This is a genomic window from Alistipes sp. AM16-43 (genome assembly GCF_003435745.1).
Taxonomy (GTDB): domain Bacteria; phylum Bacteroidota; class Bacteroidia; order Bacteroidales; family Rikenellaceae; genus Alistipes; species Alistipes onderdonkii.
Map to the genome: position 1 here is coordinate 1 of NZ_QTUQ01000010.1, position 16,634 is coordinate 16,634.

Sequence of the window (16,634 nt, forward strand, 5' to 3'; positions counted from 1 at the left end):
GAGAGTAGGTAGCCGCCTCTTCAAGGTCAGATCATTAGGTCTGACCTTTTTTTATGCCCCTTTCCGAGCTCCCGCGTTACAGTTGCCGGAAAAACAAATCATACGTAACGGATTGGCCGCTATGGCAGCAAAAAAGATCGGGAAGATCCGAAGATCTTCCCGAAAGGGCAATCCGGCCGATCCGGATACGGGGCGCGTTGTACCTGCAGATGCCGCTTTTTGCCCTTTGCTGTTGGAGGCGTTTTGATTGCGGGGGCATTGTCGATCGCCCCCCCCCTGTTCAATTTGCAATTATCCCTGTGTGCACCGGTATTACCGGATCATCCGGTTTTATCAAAACAATAGCCCCGGTATTTCGCCAACTCCCCTGGCGGATCCTTCGGTAAAAGCGCTCACTGGGCGTCTGATATAACAATTACTCATACAGTCGGTTATTCATGCCAGTCGGTGTAGAGTCCGCACCGTTTGCAGTGGAGCCGGTAAGTGCGGCGGGTTACCGCGCGGACGCGGAGTGTCGCGTGGCGGCAACCCGGGCAGCGCATGGTGTAGAGCAGACGTTCGTAGTGCCGGAATAGGAAAAAGTTTATGCAGCTCAGGGCGATTGCCGCAAATCCGGTACCCGAATTTTCACCCGTGATTACCGGCAGCAGGCAACTTGCCAGGGTCAGGAAAAGAACGGTCAGCCCGAGCGTATGGATCGCTTGGTTGCGCAGGTGCCTCAGACGCCAGAGCGGCAGCGTGATGCACATGCCCGTTACGGCAGGTACGCAACTGATGCCGATCAGCAGGAGATAGTTGTTCATAACAATTATCAGGATGCCTGTCCCTCGGCATATTTAAGTGGGAGTTGTGGGGTGTGGAGATATAAAAAACGTGGGACAAAACTCTGATTTGCTCTCTGAGGCTCTGGAATAACCTGTGCAACCAAATACAGAATGAAGCCCACGTTGGAAACGTGAGCGTCAAACTTCATTCCTTGGTTGCTCTTAAAATTTTCCAGATTTTCAGAAAGCAAGGTACAAAGCTAACGCTTTTTATATGTATTCGCCGGCGCTTTTAGTGCGTGGACGGCAGAACTGTTCTTGTGAAAAAGGTAAAATTCGCGCGTTAATTTCTCATAGGCTTTGGAATTTGGGATTGCACATACAAATATACGAAAAACATCCGGAATTGGCGGATGTTTTTTGTCGTTAATATTGTTATATGCCCCGGAATCACCTGGACGGGCGGGTTTTTACACTCCCGGGTTATTTGAATTCTCCGGGATGGAGGGCTTTGTATTCTTCCAGCGAGAGGGGACGGCGTCCCTGTGACCGGCGCAGTTTGTCGCCTATGACGTGGGCTGCGGCGCGGAGCGTGCGCCCCAGTTCCGTCGCGAATCCGCGGGGAGGAAAGAGTGTGCAGACCATTTCTCGATCCCATTTCTTCAGGAAGAACTTGCTGTAATATTCGTCCGTGGGGTTTATCAGGAAATCGATATCGTCTTTCCACTCGTAGCGTACGTGCATCAACTCCCCTTCGGAGAAGGGCAGCAGTTTGTAGGGGAGCGACTGGTAGGGCAGGTAGTTCAGGAACAGTTCTCCGTAATCGTTGGCGTAGTTGCCGGGTACGCGCCGCTTGTCGTAAAGAACCAGTTTGTCGCCGATGTTGAGCACGACCCAGCGGTGCGATTTCTTGGGGAAAAGCCATTCGCCGAGCAGGCTCGGTGTCTCGATGTAGCCGGCCTTGCCGACCCGCATTACTTCGCGCAGGAACTGCGCCGGGTCGTCGCTGTGTTCGAGTACCTGGTTGCAGATCACGTAGTCGAATTCCTTGTCTGCAAAAGGCAGGGCTTCGGCCGCAGCGTTGACCAGCTGCTGGTGGGGGAATATGCGCAGGCCGCCGCAGCGATGGGTATCGTCGCCGAGGAATTTCTCCACGAGGACGTTCGCACGGAAGGAGGGGCGATTGCCGGGGCCTACCTCGAGTACCCGGTCACGTCTTTTGATATGCAGATCCTGTCTGCTTTTGGGAGTGCTGACTTTCATTGGCGGTCGCGTATTGTCACAAATATAGAAAAATATTTTTTATTTGTTCCGGAACATGCGTTTTACATCTTTCCACTCCCCGTCGTTGGGTGCGGGCTCGATGCCCAGCAGCCTGCACAGGATGAGGTACATGTTCTGGTTCTGGAACGAGCCTTGCCGGTAGCCCTTGCGGAATGCGGGGCCCGAGGCGTAGAAGACCATGTGCATGTCGCGGTCGCGGTTGTCGAAGCCGTGTGTGCCGCGTTTGCGGACGGGGCGTGTTTCGGCCGCGTAGTCGAGCGTCCATCCGGTCTCGGGGATGACGATGATGTTCGTCAGGCGGGTAGGGTGGGTGCCGTAATGGAAACGCCGGGGCATCTGCTCGCGCCGCCAGGCCTTCATGTGCCCCGTCCTGCGGAGTATCCTGATCGCCGTGTCGGCATACTCCTCTTTCACCTCCAGCCCGAACGGGGTGCCAGGTACGGTACGTATGACCTGCGTAGTGTCGAGCAGCGGCATGAGGTTGATGTACCGCTCCGGCGAAAGCGCGGCCATGCCATGGTCGGCCGTTACGATGAAATTGATTCGCTCGAAGACGGGCGAGCGCCGTATCTCACGGAAAAAATAGCGGAGAACGGAGTCGATGTGTTCGGCCTGGGCGACTGCCTGCGGTGAATCTGGGCCGTAGGTGTGCATCGTGGCGTCGGGCTCTTCGAAATACCACATTACCAGCTCCGGGATCTCGGCTTCGGGGCGCGTCATGGCTTCGATCACCCAATCGGCGCGTTGGTAGTAGGTCGGTTTCGACGAGTAGGGAGTCCAGACGGTCGCCTGATGCCCGTCGATCGGGACTTCGCTGCCCGGCCACATGAAGATGTTGGCCGTGAGGCCCTGTCTTTCCGCCGTGTTCCAGATCGGTTCGCCGCTCCAGAATCCCGGCAGCCGGACATCCTCCGCGTCGAACACGGAGAGCTTGCGCCCGGTCTTCCGGTCGTAGAAATTGTTGTTCACGACCCCGTGGTGGTCGGGATGCAGGCCCGTGGCCATGGCGTAATGACTGGGGAAGGTGTTGGAGGGGTAGACCGGATAAATTTCGGCATAGGTTCCCACCCGGGCGAGCGAGTCGAGTGTCGGCGTGTGGCTGCGGCCGGCGAGATCCCAGCGGAAGGCGTCCATCGAAAGGATTACGACGTATTGTTTTCCGTCGGGTGTTGCGCTGACATGGGCCTTGCGGGACGCGGCGCAGCCTGTCAGGAGGACGAGCAGCAGGAAAAACGTATATTTTTTCATGGCCGGGCGTTTTTGTATGGGTAAAGGTACAAAGAATCCGCGTAAAACGGGCAAAATACGGATAAATATGGTTAAGTGTTTAACAGTTAGGTCGGTTCGGCATTATTCCTCTACATCCTTCCAGCAAGTAAAAGGCAGGATATAAGAGGGATTGATAAGGAGAATTTCTTCTTGTCCATTGCCGATTCGAGGTCGGAAATAAGATCGGGCAATAAGTCCGGTGTTGCCTTATTTCCCCTCGCTACCGCAGAGAAATCTGCTTTTCGCAGAATCTTTGCGCGAAGGTAACCGTTTTTTCCCGGCGGACAAGAGTGTTGCAGCCCGAGAGGCCAATCGGCAGTTGGACGGGTTTCGCGCTTCGGCTCAGACTGCCGAGCGGGATTCGCTTCGGGAGGAGTATCGAACCGGATGAGATCCCTGCCGACGGCAAACGCATCGGCGGGGAGGTTACCGAACTGTTGGAGTATAAGCCCGAAAAGTTATATATCCGCCGGGTCGAAGAACTTCTGTCCCATAAGTGGATGCCACAGGCTTGAGAAGTCTGCTTAAAAAAATCCGGAATAAAGACAAAATAGGGGGGGCAATTGTCCCCCCCCCTCCTGCAATGAGTTGCGTCACTCTTCCCCCGTAAGGGGATTTTCATAAATGGAGCAGGCTTTCATCACACGGGCGGCACAGCGTGTTGCGGCCGCACATGCCGTGTTGCATTTCAAGGCTCTCTGAACCGGCAATATTGAAAGAATAATCCCGTTATTCCCGGCGACGATAGCGGTAATCAACAGTCAGGAGATGCCATAAACGGACATGACTTACAGCGGGGGGGCTGCTCGACTCCAGATATGTGGTGTCATCAGCAATTATGTCGAAAAAATCCAATAGTCTGCCTGTGGCCGGGCATGAACGGCCTGTGGGGTGGAACAGAAAGTGATCCCCTGAGTTTAATGCCCGATTGTCGGTTTGGGTTCCTATTTTCATATCTTTTGCACTTTTTTTGTTGATATCCTTTAAAGTGCGCGAAACCGGACTGCCGTAATTATGATTCAGCCGAGGGTCAATCGGAACGACATAATACAAACAAGTCAGGAATCGCGCATTTATTGCTACGCGTTCCCGACTGTTTATCTGTCGTTTAATTATTTGACCCTTTCTGAATCGACAAACAGTTGCAACCAATCGTCAATACATATCATCGGTTGCATATTTTTTCTACACAAATTTAGCAATTTTTTATTCGTATACAAATAATTCAGGTACTTTTCATCTCTCTTTTTATATCTCAATGTGCTTTTGCGGATACTTACGGTACCCTCTCCCGAGCGCCGTTCCTGCCGGTACCGTAAGATAAGTGCACTGTTTATTTCGAATCGCGCACGCATCGGATCGGGCCTGCCACCGACTTAACATAATAAAAATAGAATTGGTATTCGAATATATGGAACAGGCTATGATCCTTATGGATATGCAAAATATTCACTCGGTTGCCTGTATCCGTAGTTGCATTATGGTAGTTCCCGCAACTGCTTGTACGAATACCTCCTCCATCGCCTACACGTGTTCCCTGTGTCGGGAAATAAGATGTCGGACCGTCTTTCCATTTCTGCATATACATATTCATTCCATATCCGTTCGCAAACTTGTCGTCATAATTGATATCGCTCATAGATGCCGGATTGATTCCCGTATTTGTAAATTCGAGCCACAATTCACCTGAAGCAACCCTCCAGCCCGTAGGGCAAGGGTCGAAAATGGATTTCTCCGTTCCGTAGTTGTCGTATATATGGACATTATTACTCGGGTTGATCGTGTAGGATTTCATGCCGTCGGCGGCCGGTTCCAGTCCGCCCCAAAGTTTGTTGTCGCTTTCTCCGGTCGGACACCAGTCGCCATTATTGAAGTAGTTGTTCTTTGCTTGTACGTAAGCTTCATTTTGTTTAACAGCGTTCGTACCGCTGATAAAAACGGTGGGATTGGCGATGGCGTGTCTGACGGCTCCGGTAAGGGTGCTTCCGATCACCGAATGGAACAGCTTGGTTTCATCGGCAGCGGATGTCTTATGCACTTCAACCTGATTGGAGTTGTCATAATGCAGATCCGTATGCTCGTCGTTATAATCCTGATACTCGCTTGCGATATGGCGTAAAGGCGGGAACGGATCCTTTCGTCCCCATTGATACAACATGCCGAAAGCCTGCGTCATCGGATCCGGATACCGGTGAAGGCCGTTTCCCGTACCTTCCTGATTCTCCGCCAATGCCCCGAGGTTACATGACATGACGGCATAACCCTGAATGCGTGGTTTTTCGGGATATATCCCGTTCTGATCCCAGTCGTATGTGTAATAAGTAACGGCTCTGCCGAGATTGTCCGGCTCATCATCCGTAACCCAGATGTGCCAGGACCATATGATGTCACCCTCGCTGTTGTAGGCTCCGATCAGGGCATTGCCTTTCTTTTGCGTTCTGACATAGATTTTCTGATGGATGTCGCCCGTGTTCTCGCCGAGTTGTACCTGCGTTCCGTTCGTATTATCGCCGATGCAGTCTTTGGTTTGCCAGATAATGCCGACGCGGGCTATTTTCAGATTCTCGTCATGAGGACTTAAATAGTCTGCAAAATTGTATCCGCCCCCCGTCTCTACACGGTAATAGGGCTCAAAAGAGAGAAAACCGTCGGGTTTTACGACAAAACAGTTGGCCGACGGATTGTTTTGGTTTTTCTCCCCTGTGATAGTCACCGTTATGCGGTAAACTTGATTGCGCTGGATATTGAAATTGTTGAGCGAGTTTCCTCCGGGATAAGCCGCATAGAGATATCTTTCACCACCGATTTCGGTGGTTATATCCACCACAAGCGCATTGGAGGGAGCTGCATCGGACTTGTTGCCGCCCTGGGTTTGCGTTTCTCCTTGCAGGTTTTCGGGGACATAGAAGACGGCCCATTCTTTATCTTCATTCTTTTCCAAATCCGAGGCGGCAAAGGCTATGGAACTGAATGTCGTTTCATCGGGAAACGGAACCGGCTCCATCGGTTCTCCCTTTCCATCGCCAGCCAATGTCTCTACCCGGCAAATATTCGGGATTTGCCTTACGTTGACGTTATTCAGTTCCATCTCCGCCTTTCGCATCTCTACCTTTACTTTGAGTTTGGCATACATACGCGTAACGGGTACTGTGACCGTAATACCTGTCGTCACCTCCACCTCTTCGCTGGCTCCGGCCATTGGTATCGACACCTTGTCTATCGACCGTAACGGGAAAGCTGTGGGCAGGGTTTGCTTTTTCAGTTGCTCCAGCTGCTTGAATTTTTGCCAAGAAGCATCCGTGCCGTCGTTGGCCCAGTTGTCATAGCCCGTGTTGGTTACGACATATACGACGGACGGAACTCCGGCTTTCAGATATACGGGCAGGTCTTGCAGCATTGCCTGGTCGGTAATGGTATAGTAACGCGGCTTTATTAGCAGTTCTTTCGTTGCCGCATCGTACTGGAACACCCAGATGTTGTGGATCTCTTTTTCCTCCGGAGTCTCCTTTTCGGGTGTGCCGCTCGGTATGGACGCCCTTGTTTCTGCCTGTGCTTCAACGACAAATGCGTTGACGGATAAATTCAATACGGCTTCCGTCAGTTCGCTCTCATCGGGAACTGTTCCGTTTGTTCCGCATGTCTGCGGTTGCAGTTCTTCTGTGCAACCGCCCGTTGCGATGGCTGCCGATAAAAGTATGAATAAGAAGTAATGTTTCATATCAGTCAAAAGTATATTCGTTGTCATAAGCATATTGCCATTCCTGCACGTTCACCGTGAGCCGGTTGTCACGGACAGTGACGGTGAAACGGTAGAGATTGTTGCGCGAGATGTCGAAACGCTTGGCATCGTCGTTATTATCAGTCTTTCCGTTCTCGTCGTAATTTGCGAAATAGACTTTATGATATTCGTCCTTTCCGGCCTGGATATCGAGCCTGACTTCAATGCACGAGTACTTGTCGCCTGCATCGATGTTCCGGTATTCGGGCAGATAGGCAATCCATTTTTCATATTTATTCCCGTCAGCACCAATCCACTGGTATGCGAAGCGGAAGTTTTGTATTTTCTCTTCCGCATCGTTGCTATTATCCACGAGGTGCAGGCCGCTGACATAATCGCTGTTCCACTCACCGCCGTGGTCGTAGTCGTCCTGTGAGAAAACGTCTTTCGGGGCACAATACCCCTTGTTATTATAGCGGCGAATCTTCACTTCGCTGAACGACAGGTCGAAATGGTCGTCCGTCTTGAGTATTACTTCCGCCTTTGCCACGGCACGGAGCAGGGTGACAGGCTCGGGCAACAATGCAGCCTCTCCGGACTTGAACGCTATATTGTCGTATTCGCGAACCCCATAGAAAGGAATCAGCCGTTCCGGCCCCAACTCGAACGCAGAAAAACTATCGAACCGCCCCCATGCGGCATTGCAGATATCCGCAAGCAGCGTTTCTCCTGCCTTCATCGTATCGTCGCCGTATTGCGGCCAGTTGGCAAGCACGACCATCTTGAAACTCTGGTGATCGGCCAAAGCGGTAGGGGCCTTGCCAAGCATACTGTAATCCCTGTAATCGCTTCCTTGGGTCTCCACGAAACCGTCCGGCTCAAAACGGGCGATGAGCTTATTGTCGGAGGTGAAAAAATAAATCCGGTAGTTGTTGTTCTCTATGTCTATGTAGTTTTCATACGTTTCACCAGCTTCATAGCCTTCACCGGGCTCCGGGCTTCTTGCGGGTAATCTGAGACCGATGCTGAGAATCGGTTCTTTATCGGATGTGCCGAAGACCTCCGTGTCATGGCTGCACGAGGCAGCCCACAACACAAGGAGCGTCAGAGTCCCCGTGACGATATGTCTTGCCATATTCTTCATTTGCTTTTCTCCTATTACAAATCGCTGTTTTGCAGCACCACTTTCCAGGAGTTGATATAAATGTAGGTGTCGAGCCAACGGTCGCCTTCATCGAGGAAGAAGACCATGTCGTACACGTCCTGCCTGTCGAGATATTCCTGATCGTCCATGTTCCGGTTGTAGAAACCTTTCACAAGCAAGGCGTAGTCGATAAGGGGAATGGAGAAAACCGTCCTCTCCTTCTCCCTGTCGGTCACGGTAAGTCGAGGATCCTGTTCTTTCACGAGGCGCGGCACGGTCAGCTCGGCGATGGCCGCGCTGAAAACGGCGTTCGGGCCGTGGGCGTTCCCGTCGGGCAGGGAGGCCAGGCCCGCTTCCCCGGCGTCGGTATGCCATGCGTAGAAAGTCACCGGCTCGTCGGGCCGCAGCGAGTTGTCCCAGTCCATGCTTCCGTTGGTGTCGGTGATGGTGAATACAAACCTGTCCTTGTCCATGGCTTCCCCCGAAAGGTGCTGCAACACCACCCGCACGTTGTTGGTGTTTTTCACCAGCGGGACGGTATAAGTGTACGTACCCTCGGTCTCACCGAAGGTCTGTTCCGGCAGCCATCCGTGGAACAGGCGGTCGAGGTCTTCGGCGACAAATGCCTCGTTTCCGGCGTCGTGCTCCCTGCCGAGCGTACAGGTCAGTTCGTTGCCGACGGTTGTTTCGGGTATCGAGAAAGAACCTTTGTCGGTAGTGCCGCACCAGACGAGCAGGCCGTATTCGCCCGGCTCTACGTTTACGGTCATGGCGTAGCCGTCGGCCGAAAGGGCTTCTCCCTGCTCGGTGCGCTGCCAGACCACCCGGCCCTCGGCATCGAGCAGGTAAAGCGTCACGGTGTTCACCTCGCGGGCAAAGGCGTCGGCAAACTTCATGTTGTAATCGTAACGGAACTTCACACGGTAATTCACCGTGCAGTCGCCCTCGTCGTCATAGATTAAGCCGTCGCAGGCATATAGCATCGGTGCGCAAGCGAGGGCCGCCAGCATTTTGCCGCTTGAAGTTCTTATGTAAGACCGTATATCCATTTGGCTTATGTTGTTATGTTGTATTGTATGCTGCGGAAAATGCCGCAGGGAATTTTCATTTTCAGAGGAAATTGGCAAATGCGCCTTTTCCGATTCCGTCCTCTCTTTGCGCCGGTGCGGAAGCGTTTTTTAGCCATTCCATGAGGGGCTTCGTCCTCATGGAATGGTTGTTCATGCAATGATTTAAAGTTCTACGTTTTGGCTGACAATCTTCCACGAGAGGATGTTGATTTTCGCGCCAACGTAATACGTGTCGTCGTCCGGATAGCCGGGAACGATCTTTTCGTTCCCGACAAAGATTCCTTTGCCTATTTTTTCCAATTTGTCAATGGTGACTACGTAGTGGTGATTGCGTACTACGCCGTATTTAGCTTCCGGAATAGTTTCGTTTTCTGCGACACCGGCATTATTGAGGTGTTCGATCGGAATGTTGTAGTACATCAATCCGCCGTCGTAAGCGGTAGCGCCTGCGGATGCTGCGGCCAAATCGTCGTTGAGGGCGGTAATGATCTGATCCGAGCAGTCAGAGCCGTCCTCTGCGTACAACGGGGTTTCATTCTCATTGACAAATACCACTTTCACTTCTCCGTCGCCCATATTCTCCAGCTTCACATACTCTTTGCCGATCTGGGTGTATTTTGTGTTGCCTTGATCGTCTTTGCCGTTCTCATACCACACGGTGTGTTGGTTTCTCGCTTTCAGTACGCTGAGCACATATTCGAGAAAGGAGTCTTGTTTGAACAGCATGCCATTGTAACGCACGAGGTTGAGTGCATTGCCGCTCGCATCGTAAACCCTGGCTTTCAGCAGGATGCTTGTAACGGCAGATGGAAAGTTGGCGGAAACGACCGTACTGGAGTTGGTGTTCTCGGCGCAATAGGCCGGAGTTCCCAATGCGGTTAGGCCGTTTTCCAAATCGACATAGTTCAGGTATTCGGAATTGGCGGGAACCCCCGCGGCATTTTCGGGATAGCCGGAAAAACCGTAGTTGAACGACTGGCCCCAATGGCTGCGGTAGTTGATCGGTCTGTTCCAGGTAAAGCCCAGCTCATCGTTCGTCCAGGTCGCATCTATGTTCTTGACCATGTACGACCTCTTCGCTGTGGCATTGAGTTTCCATCCGAGCAGTTCCACATAAAGATCTTCCGAAGCGATGTCACCACTTACGGCCGAGTTGTTTTCGCCTGCCACGGTGACCTTTATCGGATAACGTCCGTTGGCATCCCTTACGAGTTGATCGGATACGCTCAGGGTTACTTTGGCTGCCAGACGCTCCACATATACGGTCACGGTATTGGCAATGGCGTTGACATCCGTCATCGGTTCAAGAGAGAAATTATCCTCTTTGACTTCCGTTACGAAATACGCAGCCCGATTGGCTGCGGTATAGCTCGTCGTGCTCATGGTAAAGTAACCGGTCGTGACATTATCGGTTGTTGACGGGTAATAAATACCTTCCGCATTCGCGTCCGCAAGCACCGTTTGCATTTCCCCGAGCGTGTTTCCATGCAGGAAGCCCGTCGGTTTGTTGAGCACCGCTACCATGTACCTGGGATAGTTCTTCCTGCCCAGTTCTTTCAGTACGACGACGTTGTTGCTCGTAAATTCAATGTTGCCGGCAGGGTTTGTCGTCGAGGCGTTGCCACCCGTCCAGACATCACCTTGTGTAACGAATACGCCGTCTGCATCGTAAAAGTAAAAATAGGCGTTTTTGACGGACTGTTCGTTCGTTCCGTATTCAAATTCGCCTTCCTGCGCCCTCGTAAGGGAGCCTGCATCGGCGAGCCGGACATTGAGGTATGCCTCGTCTACAGTGAAAATCTTCGGGGTATCATCCGGAATGATTCCCGATTCATCGTTCGAACATGCACACAATGCGCTACATGCGAACAACCCTAAAAATAATTTTTTCATCTTCATAAATGTGTGGATTTGATTTTGTTAATGGTATATTTTCTTGTTAATGTCTCCCTTTTTCAAGCTGTTCGAGCGTGATGCCTGCCTGCTCCGATCCGAGCGTTTTCGCCTCACTCAGGTAGCGTCGGGCGCTGTCGTAATCCTTTTGCAGGATGGCCAATGCACCGCGGGCATAAACCGCCTCGGGCGAATCGTCCGCTTTGGCAAGGTAACGCTTCGCACTTGTGAGGTCGCCGCGGCGCATTGCGGCGTTGGCGGCGTTGAGGTTGGCAACGGTGTCATCCGGGAACATGCGCACCGCTGTCTCGAACACTTCGGTGAACTCGTCCGTGCCCGGTTCATACTCTCGTGCGACGAGGTAGAACTCGTTCAGGCTCAGTTTCTGCGGTCGCTCGTGCATAATTCGTTTTATCTCCTCCACGTCGCTGTAACTGCGGATGGTGTAAGCGATGCGGTAGTCGGTGCGGCGCAGCGCCGGATAACAGTTCTGTAACAGGAAGCGGTATTCCTCCGGATAGGTGCTTTTTATTTTCCACTCTTTGGCATCCGGTTCCAAATTGGCGTCTATCAAAGCGATGATCTTCGTGCGATGTTCAAGGTTCGACCGTTCCACGTAGCGGCGCAATCCAGCCCAATCCTCCGCTTCGTAGCCGGTCGTTATCATATCGCCTTCAAACTGGTAGAGTTGCTGTATGTGTTTCTTCAATGCGGCGGTACGCCCGATAGCCAATTCCTTGTTATGCGCATACGGACTTTCGGGCGAAGCATAACCTTTCAGCCATACCGAGGTGATGGTTATATCCATGTCGTTCTGCACGGAGTCGATCGATGACTGTATTTTCCCCAGTTCGGCGGTGTTGTGCCGATAGCCCGGAAAAATCGCTGTCTGGTCGACCGGAAAGTCGATGAACGCCGAACCTTCGAGTGAATCCCGCTTTTCGACCAGCCCTTGCGGACGTACATATACCAGTTCGGGGAAAAACGCCTCGGAATGTCGTCCGAGCATCCCGGTCTGCTTTGCCAGCAGCGTGTTGCAGCATCCGTAGTCGCTGCGGTGAAGTGACAGCACGGAGCCGTTCATCCATTCGGCGTATGGCACCATGCAGTGATATTCGATGTCGTCAGGCTTCTCCGCAGCCTTGTAGCTCTTTTCATCCCTGCCCGACAGCATGCTCTCGCCCTTGCGTACATAGAAGTAGTAGCGCCGTCTGCCGTAAACTCCTATCGATTGCAGGCTGAGCGAATCGCTGCCGTTGACCAGCCATGGTGTGAGCAGCACCGCGCGATTATTGTCCACGTCGAGCCCAGACAAATCCCAAAGCATATCTATGGCGATGTACGCGCCGTTGCGTTCCATCCTGAGATTTTCTATGGAAACGCCGTCCACGATGTCCTGTTTCCGCATGTCGACTGCGGTCTGCGCTTCCGCTGCCGTAACCATGCCCAAAAGGGCTGAAAGGATATACAATCTCTTTTTCATCTCGTACGCGATTAAAATACATAAACAAGGTTGATTGCCGCCTTCGTCGGGCCCACGTAGTGGTGCGGCTTGTCCGTTTCCACCTTCCTGCCGCAGCCGGTACACCGGAAGCGGTCATAGCGTGTATAGGAATAGCCGAAGCCTATTTCTGCCTCGAGGTTCCAATGTCGCCCCAGTATCCACGCATAACCATAAGCGATACCAGCGCCTACGAACCAGCCTTGATAACGGCTATCCTTCAGTTTGCGGGCATCCGAACCGAAGAAGTTGATTTGTCCGTCGAAACCTCCGATATTATACTGTCCGCCATGCATGTGGGCACCCACGAAGTGCCCCGAGAACCGGTCGCAGAACCAGTACCTGGCTTCAGGTTGAAAGACCCAGTGTTTCCAGCGTCGGTCGTGCGAGAGCGTCCATGCGTTGAATTGCCCCGTTATGTCCAACGTCCATTTGGGAGCGAGCCCGACCTCTATTCCCAAATTCGGATTCAGGAAAGCGTCTGCCAGGATATTGCTCTTGGCAGCCACTCGCTGGGCTTCGATATCCTGCGTAATACCGGTGACGGCGATTGCCAGCAGGACGAACATTCGTTTTATAATTCCATTATTCATACTTTAAATTATTGCGTTACAGATTTTACAGTCTGTCCGAGTACAGACATCCGAAAGGACAGTTGCGGTGTCCTTGCTTTCTCGGCTTGATAAATTCCGTCAAATAGTTCTGGGGGATGGTCGGCGGAACGGCCTCGGAAGAGGCTGCCGCAGTTATGACGGAAGAATGAATTCTGTTCTTTTCATTATAATAGGTAGAGCGGGTGGAGTGACTGAAAAACTTTTTTGTAAAATAGCCGTGGGATTTTTTTGTTCTGCACAAAGAAATGATATATTTGCTATCGCATAATGCCAAAACGTATAAATCATATCGGCAAAATCGTAATGACCTTATATACGCAAACCGCAATTTTGTAAAGGATATGTCAAATCATCAAAAACGGACTTTTCCCGGGGCGCACGGAGTCTCGTCGTCAACGGACGTAATGTAAATAAAGCCAGCGTGCTGTGGTGTATTTACACGTCGTATTCCCGGAAGTATGCGGCCGGTGACATCCCGGACGGTTCCAGTGTGCAGGAAACAGCCGGCGGGAACACACGTTCGAGGGGAATAATTTGAATCATGGGAACATTTGTCACATACGGCAGCCTGATGGTCTATATTTTGCCGATCTGCTGTTCGGTCATATGTTCGGTCTTTGCCTTATTGCTGATCTGGAATTATCGCAATCCTGCCGAACGAAAATTGAGGCGGGTCGTGAGCATCTACTGTATTCTGCTCGCCGTGTGGTGGGCGTCCGTACTCTGGCATGTGCTCTCTGACGACCCGGTATTCCTTCCGGTCGATATTCCTTTTGCCCTGTCGTATATCTATATTCCCGTATTGTTCTACAACATCGTTTATTACCTGACCTATTTGGGGAATAAAAGAAACTTTCCCGTCCTGAATTACCTTTGGCCGGTGCCCGCGTTGGCGGTTATCCTGACGGCGGCGGCCTGGATATTGCCGCATGGAGAAGGAATCGCCGGATTATCGCCGTTTGAGCGTTATGCGGATCTGTTCATCTCCGGCTTTTTGTTGCGGTTCGTCACGGCGATAGCCTATGTCGTTCCGACTTGCCGGTTGTTGTCGCGGTATTATAAGCAGGCGGTCGTGCAGAAGGTAGACACGGATCGAAAATCTTTCAGTATAAGATCGTCGCGTTGGCTCGTCGTGCTCTTCGTGCTTTTCATCGCCATCTGGCTGATCGCTTTTTTGCCTTCGGTAGTGTGTTCCGACCGCTGGCTCGTACGCCTGAACGCATTATGTATCATAGCCCAGGAAATCCTGCTCACGTACCATGTTATCCGCAGGCAGTATCTCTCTTACAAAACCGCCGATTTGTTTCCGTCCGCCGGGAAAAAGAGCGAGAGCAACGGGGTGGGCGACAAACAGCGCCTTGTGCCGGACAACACGCGCGGACGGCTGACCAGTAAGGCTTTAGAAAACTATATGTCCCAAAAAAAGCCGTACCTCGATCCCGATTTCAAACTGACTGACATGGCTGAGGCGATGGGGGTGAACCGTACCGTCATGTCTAATTTTATCAATCAGACTTACGGCAAGAATTTCAACTGCTACCTGAACCTGTGGCGGATCGAGGAGTACCAGATTCTAATGGCACATCCTTCGAACGAACGTAAAAATCCGTATCAGGTAATGGTTATGGCGGGATTCAAAGACTCCAGGCATTTCCAGCGTGCGATCCGATTGGAAAAGGCTGCCAAGAAACAGCCCGACGAGAAACCGCAAATAAAGAATAAGGAAGGATGAATCAAGATATCGGACGTGCAATCGTTTTCTCAATGCCGGTGGTAAGTGCTGCGGTCAGCCTGATTCTGATTTCGCTCGATACGACCCGCTCTTCCAATACGGTCGACCGGAAGATCCATTACAACATGATCGCTGTATACTGTCTGATGATACTGTTTTGGAGCGGGCTGGTCATGCATTCCATCGCCCGCGACACGTTCATAGCATACCTGCCCGTTTTCTTTTCCTCATTCGCTTTCATCCCCGTATTCCTTTACCGGATCACGCATATTATTACGGATACGGGCGAGCGGAAACTTTTTCCGGCCTGTCATTTCATCCTTCCGGCGTGTTTGACCCTAATTATCTGCGCGATTGCGTTGGCAGTCCCGCTCCGGCAGCGATGGGCAGCTATTTATGATAACGAGGTAAACCTTACATCAGCAATCATCGACATCACGTTTATCGTTTGCATTTTGCTGTGTATTTTATATTCCTGGCTGAGCCTGCTCCGCATAAAGTCGTATAAACGCAAGATAATCGACTATTCCGCCGACATCTACCGCATGTCGCTGGATTGGCTCTCCTTTATCATCCTCTTCAGGGTCGTGCTGCAAACCCTGCCGATAGCCGGGCTGATATTGGGTGTCGGGCTGTTCGGCGGGTTGGGGTTTGCCTGGGCATTCACGACGTTGCCGGCGGTATTCACCCATATTGTGCTGTGCCTGAGTATTCTTTCGGAGAATTACGTGATTTTCGAACCTGTTACCGTCAAAGAGAAGGAAATGACCGCGTCGGGAAATTATCCGCAACTGGGGCGGCAGCAGGTCGAGAAGTATTTGGAGGATCGGAAACCTTATCTGAATCCGGAATTCAAAATAACCGATATGGCCCGGGATCTCGTTTCCAACAGGACTTATATATCGGCTTTCATCAACCGGGAATATGGCGTGAATTTCAACCGTTTCATCAATAGTTATCGGCTGAAGGAGGTGGAGCGGCTACATGCGGATGCTGTGCAGAGAAAGCAAAAAATACCTGTGTTGGAGATTGTGCTCCATGCGGGATTTAGTAATTACCGCAGCTATTTCCGGGCTAAGAACATGGTAAAGAACGAAGCCGTTGCCATAAATCAGAAAATGTAATCGGATCCGATCTGAAAATCAAGCAAGGAGCGCCAATACGATCTGCGAACTTCAGGGAGTTTTCAATAATGAGCGATATCATTTTATAATCGCAGGTAATCGAAAAGGGCGGATCGCGTTCGTAATAAAACGATTCCAAATAAGGAGCCGTATCGGTTCGATTCCGCAAGTAATGGGGTGGAGCCAAATTTGTCAAACCGGAACGGTAGTAACGCACAAAACCAGAACGCCTGGCATCTTTCTGCCCACCTCTCTTTCGTGTTGCTTGATAAAGTCATACATAACATTAAGAATTTTTATGGGTTTGTATGCTAAATTTAAACATGAAGAAGGAACCATTAGAGTCGGAAATCGCGAAAATAAAAAACCGGGGAAACATTATTTTCCCCGGAAAAATTACAGAATATGATTCGTGATTAGATAAAAATACTACCAATTTAGGCTAAAGCGCCCGCTATTGCAGCGGGCGCCTTTCGTATGTGAAAAAATTATTTTTTCATGTAACCCTTCACATAGTGGTG

At 51.4% G+C, this 16,634-nt stretch carries 12 protein-coding genes and 1 pseudogene; 3 read left to right on the plus strand and 10 right to left on the minus strand.

The genetic code is table 11. The annotated features are described in order from the left end of the window. The coding region (locus DW189_RS14545; RefSeq protein ID WP_220398835.1) for a hypothetical protein at window positions 1-247 on the plus strand (247 nt) is incomplete at its 5' end. A gap of 184 nt (window positions 248-431) precedes the next feature. Here the strand turns inward: DW189_RS14545 and DW189_RS12970 are convergent. The 9 genes from DW189_RS12970 to DW189_RS13015 all read right to left on the minus strand — a co-directional run bounded on the left by DW189_RS12970 (window position 432) and on the right by DW189_RS13015 (window position 13,236). Then, on the minus strand, window positions 432-803 hold the full coding sequence (locus DW189_RS12970) for a hypothetical protein (RefSeq protein ID WP_022332596.1): 372 nt from the start codon (window positions 801-803) through the stop codon (window positions 432-434). Window positions 804-1,247: 444 nt separating this feature from the next. Further along, window positions 1,248-2,027 (minus strand): class I SAM-dependent methyltransferase, encoded by a 780-nt coding sequence (locus DW189_RS12975; protein ID WP_022332597.1) that lies wholly within the window; start codon window positions 2,025-2,027, stop codon window positions 1,248-1,250. A 39-nt stretch (window positions 2,028-2,066) separates the two neighbouring features. Then, window positions 2,067-3,296: an ectonucleotide pyrophosphatase/phosphodiesterase gene (locus DW189_RS12980; RefSeq protein ID WP_117508480.1), complete on the minus strand. Its 1,230-nt coding sequence runs from the start codon at window positions 3,294-3,296 to the stop codon at window positions 2,067-2,069. 1,354 nt (window positions 3,297-4,650) lie between these two features. After that, complete coding sequence (locus tag DW189_RS12990) at window positions 4,651-7,035, minus strand: DUF4906 domain-containing protein (protein ID WP_022331765.1); 2,385 nt, start codon at window positions 7,033-7,035, stop codon at window positions 4,651-4,653. Window position 7,036: 1 nt separating this feature from the next. Next, window positions 7,037-8,170, minus strand: coding sequence for a hypothetical protein (locus DW189_RS12995; protein ID WP_022331766.1), 1,134 nt, complete (start codon window positions 8,168-8,170; stop codon window positions 7,037-7,039). A 23-nt stretch (window positions 8,171-8,193) separates the two neighbouring features. After that, a complete protein-coding gene (locus DW189_RS13000; protein ID WP_022331767.1) occupies window positions 8,194-9,228 on the minus strand; it encodes a FimB/Mfa2 family fimbrial subunit in 1,035 nt (344 codons plus the stop codon). Window positions 9,229-9,411: 183 nt separating this feature from the next. Continuing rightward, window positions 9,412-11,148, minus strand: a complete 1,737-nt coding sequence (locus tag DW189_RS13005) for an Mfa1 family fimbria major subunit (RefSeq protein ID WP_174760548.1) — start codon at window positions 11,146-11,148, stop codon at window positions 9,412-9,414. A 40-nt stretch (window positions 11,149-11,188) separates the two neighbouring features. Beyond that, window positions 11,189-12,625: a DUF3868 domain-containing protein gene (locus tag DW189_RS13010; RefSeq protein WP_174760549.1), complete on the minus strand. Its 1,437-nt coding sequence runs from the start codon at window positions 12,623-12,625 to the stop codon at window positions 11,189-11,191. A gap of 11 nt (window positions 12,626-12,636) precedes the next feature. Further along, on the minus strand, window positions 12,637-13,236 hold the full coding sequence (locus DW189_RS13015; protein WP_117508485.1) for a DUF3575 domain-containing protein: 600 nt from the start codon (window positions 13,234-13,236) through the stop codon (window positions 12,637-12,639). 562 nt (window positions 13,237-13,798) lie between these two features. On the opposite strand from DW189_RS13015, the gene DW189_RS13020 reads away from it, so the two are divergent. Both DW189_RS13020 and DW189_RS13025 read left to right on the plus strand, forming a co-directional pair. Next, window positions 13,799-14,989, plus strand: coding sequence for a helix-turn-helix domain-containing protein (locus DW189_RS13020; protein ID WP_117508486.1), 1,191 nt, complete (start codon window positions 13,799-13,801; stop codon window positions 14,987-14,989). Beyond that, window positions 14,986-16,113: an AraC family transcriptional regulator gene (locus DW189_RS13025; RefSeq protein WP_117508487.1), complete on the plus strand. Its 1,128-nt coding sequence runs from the start codon at window positions 14,986-14,988 to the stop codon at window positions 16,111-16,113. Before DW189_RS13020 ends, DW189_RS13025 begins: the two co-directional genes overlap by 4 nt. On the opposite strand, the pseudogene DW189_RS13030 reads toward DW189_RS13025, so the two are convergent. Further along, window positions 16,064-16,333 (minus strand): annotated as a pseudogene (locus tag DW189_RS13030) (RteC domain-containing protein); the annotation flags it as partial. The gene DW189_RS13025 and the pseudogene DW189_RS13030 overlap by 50 nt on opposite strands. Window positions 16,334-16,634 lie beyond the last annotated feature (301 nt).